The organism is Tenacibaculum finnmarkense (assembly GCF_900239185.1).
Taxonomy (GTDB): domain Bacteria; phylum Bacteroidota; class Bacteroidia; order Flavobacteriales; family Flavobacteriaceae; genus Polaribacter; species Polaribacter finnmarkensis.
In genome coordinates this window covers 1-4,134 of sequence record NZ_OENA01000022.1, presented here as the reverse complement: position 1 = coordinate 4,134, position 4,134 = coordinate 1, and the positions used below count along the sequence as shown (strand labels likewise).

Below are 4,134 nucleotides of genomic sequence, written 5' to 3'. Positions count from 1 at the left end.
TTTTTAGCGGCGTAATTAACAGAAATACGTCCATTATGAATTTGGTCAATGATGAATAATTTGAGTTCAAAACCTACTTTATTGTAGTTCTTTTTTGGGCAGGGTAGTTTTGTCTTTGTGTCCATAGTTTAACTAAAAGTGTTTAAATTTTAGTCAACCTATTTCAGGATTTTACAATCAGATTAGGGATAGATAACGGACAAGCATATGCTTGGAGTAGAACTCGAATGGGAGGATGGGCGGTAGCGCAAAGCCCTCTTTTAAAAACTACAATAACGAAATCTAGGCTTAAAAGAAGAGGTTATAAACCTTTGGTAGATTAAATTAATAATTCACAAATTTCAATTTGGTGAACCGCCGTATACGAGACCCGTACGTACGGTGGTGTGAGAGGCGCACTCCGACTATTTTAGTCGGAGCCGTCTACTCGATTTGCGGTAGTTTTTTATTGTTTCAAATCAAATCTATCTAGGTTCATCACCTTTGTCCAAGCATTAATAAAATCAGTAACAAATTTTTCTTTAGCATCATTACTTGCATACACTTCTGCTATTGCTCTAAGTTCAGAGTTTGAACCAAATATCAAATCTGCTCTTGTAGCTGTCCATTTTACTTTATCGGTTGATCTGTCTTTACCTTCAAATTCAACTTTTTCTTCTGATATTGGATTCCAATAGGTATTCATATTTAAAAGGTTTACAAAAAAATCGTTCGTAAGAGTACCCGCATTACTAGTTAAAATTCCTTTGTTTGAATTGTCAGAATTTACATTTAAAGCTCTCATTCCACCAACTAACACGGTCATTTCTGGAGCTGTTAAAGTTAATAATTGAGCTTTATCAACTAATAACTCCTCTGTGGTAAGTGTATATTTTTTCTTTTGATAGTTTCTAAACCCATCTGCCATAGGTTCAAGTACTGCAAATGATTCAATATCTGTTTGTTCTTGGGTAGCATCTGTTCTTCCTGCTATGAATGGAACTTCTATATCCAAACCAGATTTTTTAATAGCTTCTTCGATTGCAGTATTTCCTCCAAGAACAATTAAATCAGCTATTGATACTTTTTTGTTACCAGAATTTGCATTGAACTTTTCTTGTATTTGCTCATAAGTTGCTAAAACAGTTTTTAACTGTTCAGGATTGTTTATCTCCCAATTAATTTGAGGTTCTAATCGAATACGAGCTCCATTTGCACCACCTCTTCTATCAGACCCTCTATAAGATGAAGCTGATGCCCAGGCAGTTTCAATTAATTGATTGAGAGGAATACCGCTACTTAAAATTTCTTGCTTTAATCTGTTTATATCTGATTTAGAAATTAAATCATAATTTCTTGCAGGAACATTGTCTTGCCATAAAAAGTTTTCTTCAGGAATCTCTGTTCCTAAATATGTAGATTTTGGCCCCATATCTCTATGTGTTAATTTAAACCAAGCATCTGCAAATGCTTTGTCAAACGATAAGGGTTTATCTAAAAACTTCTGACACACTTTTTTATATGCTGGGTCAAATTTTAAAGCTAAATCAGAAGTCAACATTGTAGCTCTATGTCTCTTATCTTTATCAAAAGCATCTGGCAGTATCTCAGCTGGACTTTTACTTACCCATTGATGAGCACCTGCTGGACTTTTTGTTAATTCCCATTCATTAGTCATTAATAACTGTAAAAAAGAGTGACTCCATCTAGTCGGTGTTGGTGTCCAAATTACCTCTAATCCAGAAGTAATAGCATCTTTTCCTTTTCCTGATTTGTAAGTGCTTTTCCATCCAAATCCTTGTTCTTCAATTCCTGCTGCTTCAGGGGAAGCTCCTACATTATCTGCTGGTCCAGCTCCGTGGGTTTTTCCAAAAGAATGTCCGCCAGCAATTAACGCTACAGTTTCTTCATCATTCATTCCCATTCGTGCAAAAGCAATACGAATATTTTTAGCAGAAGCTATTGGGTCAGGATTTCCATTTGGTCCTTCTGGGTTTACATAAATTAATCCCATTTGAACAGCAGCTAATGGATTTTCAATATCTAAATCCATTTCACCATTTTCATTTAGCCTTCTAGATTCTAGCCAATCGCCTTCTGGCCCCCAATATACATCTTCTTGAGGTTCCCATACATCTGCTCTACCACCTGCAAATCCGATTGTTTTGAAACCCATAGATTCTAAAGATACATTACCTGTTAAAATCATTAAATCTGCCCAAGAGATTTGCTTACCATATTTTTGTTTTATTGGCCATAATAATCGTCTTGCTTTATCAAGATTTCCGTTGTCTGGCCAACTATTTTGAGGAGCAAAACGTTGTATCCCCATTCGAGTACCTCCACGACCATCACCAGTTCTATAAGTACCAGCACTGTGCCAAGCCATTCTAACCATTAATGGTCCGTAATGTCCGTAGTCAGCAGGCCACCAATCTTGCGAATCCGTTAATACGTCTGCAATATCTTTTTTCAATTGCGCATAATCTAGCTGTTTAAATGCTTCCTCATAATTAAACTCTTTCCCCATAGGGTTTGATAATTCAGAGTTTTGAGCGAGGACATCTAAATTTAGTTTATTAGGCCACCAATCGTCATTCGATCTTATGATTGACACTTGTTCTTTTTTATGTCCTTTGTCAAATCCAAAGGGACACTTTCCTTCCTTTTTTTCCATACTTTGTTTGTTTTGATTAGTGCAAGCTCCTAATGCTAATAGAGAAGCAACACTAAATGTTATTAGTTTATTCATTACAGTTTTGTTTTGATTACGATACAAATCTAAAGAGATAATGTTATTTATAAAAACGATAGTTGTGATACTATTATTTACATTGTAAATAATTAAGTATATTTGTGACTATGAATATCCAACAATTTCAATACGTATTAGCTGTTGTTGATTCTGAAAATTTTGAAACAGCAGCAGAAAAATGTTTTATAACTCAATCTACTTTAAGTACAATGATTGGTCGACTTGAGGGTGAGATTGGAATAAAAATATTTAATAGAAAAACGAAACCAGTTTCAATTACAACTGAAGGTGTGAAAATTATTGAAAGGTTCAGGATAATTGATAACGAAATAGGGCAATTAGAGGATGTAATTCAAGAATTGAAAGGTGAAATGGTGGGGGAATTAAAAATTGGTATAATTCCAACCATTGCACCTTATTTGTTGCCTTTATTTTTGCAAAAATTTGCACAAAAATTTCCTCTGGTTAAGATTATTGTAAAAGAGATTCCTACTGCTCAAATTATAAAGTCATTAAAAAACAGGTCGCTAGATATTGGATTACTTGCGTTACCAATTGCAGATAATGAATTGACTGAACAGGAGTTGTATGTAGAACCTTTTTTAGTTTATGATTGTAGAGCTCATAAAACGCTTTCAAAAATTTCGATTAACAATTTAGATTATTCTAAGCTGTGGTTATTACAAGAAGGACATTGTTTACGCACTCAAGTGTATCAAATCTGTGAGCTTTTAAACGAATCTTCAAAATGTGAATTAAACTTTGAATTTGAGTCTGGTTCTATGGATAGTTTATTACGTTTTACAAAATCTAATAAAGGAATGACAATAATACCTTTTTTAGCTTCAATTGATTTTCCTAGTGAGGATAAGAAAAATATTTTAGAGTTTAAAACTCCAATCCCATCCCGTTCAGTGGGAGTATTAACTCATAAATTTTTTGTTAAAAAAAGACTTGCTAATGAACTAAAGAAAATTATTCAAGATTCGGTTTTGGAGTTACTTCCAAAGATAAAAGAAGTTGAAATTATCAAGCCTGTTTAATTACCGCCAACGTTTAGTATAAGAAACGTAGGGCAGGTGATAAGCACTTTTGTTTCGGTTTATTACTTAGCTAAATATAAATATTTTGCTTTTATCTTTTCTTCTATAAACGCCAAATTTTATATTTAGCGGACTTTGTAAATATGCACAGAACTTTAGATTTAAACACTAAGCCCCGTATTAATTATAGCCATTGTGTGTGCCCAGCATGGGCATCTTTTGACTACCGAAAGGTAGTTTATTAATCTAGAGGGTGCAAGACCCTTATGCGCAGGAGTAACGTTCTGAAGCATTAGTAAGTCGCAAGGGTGAAAATCGTGAGGTTTTATCTGAAGGAAGCGAGACTACAAAACTCGG

2 protein-coding genes are annotated in these 4,134 nt (G+C 34.2%); one reads left to right on the top strand and one right to left on the bottom strand.

What is annotated here, in order from left to right:
* Positions 1 to 445: 445 nt before the first annotated feature.
* Complete coding sequence (katG, locus tag AQ1689_RS02250) at positions 446 to 2,731, bottom strand: catalase/peroxidase HPI (RefSeq protein WP_101914510.1); 2,286 nt, start codon at positions 2,729 to 2,731, stop codon at positions 446 to 448.
* 110 nt (positions 2,732 to 2,841) lie between these two features.
* On the opposite strand from katG, the gene AQ1689_RS02245 reads away from it, so the two are divergent.
* On the top strand, positions 2,842 to 3,777 hold the full coding sequence (locus AQ1689_RS02245) for a hydrogen peroxide-inducible genes activator (RefSeq protein WP_101914511.1): 936 nt from the start codon (positions 2,842 to 2,844) through the stop codon (positions 3,775 to 3,777).
* The last annotated feature ends 357 nt before the right edge of the window (positions 3,778 to 4,134 follow it).

Bases quoted from the DNA above. Each gene is read 5' to 3' on its own strand.
- katG (WP_101914510.1), bottom strand. From the start codon at position 2,731: ATGAATAAACTAATAACATTTAGTGTTGCTTCTCTATTAGCATTAGGA.
- AQ1689_RS02245 (WP_101914511.1), top strand. From the start codon at position 2,842: ATGAATATCCAACAATTTCAATACGTATTAGCTGTTGTTGATTCTGAA.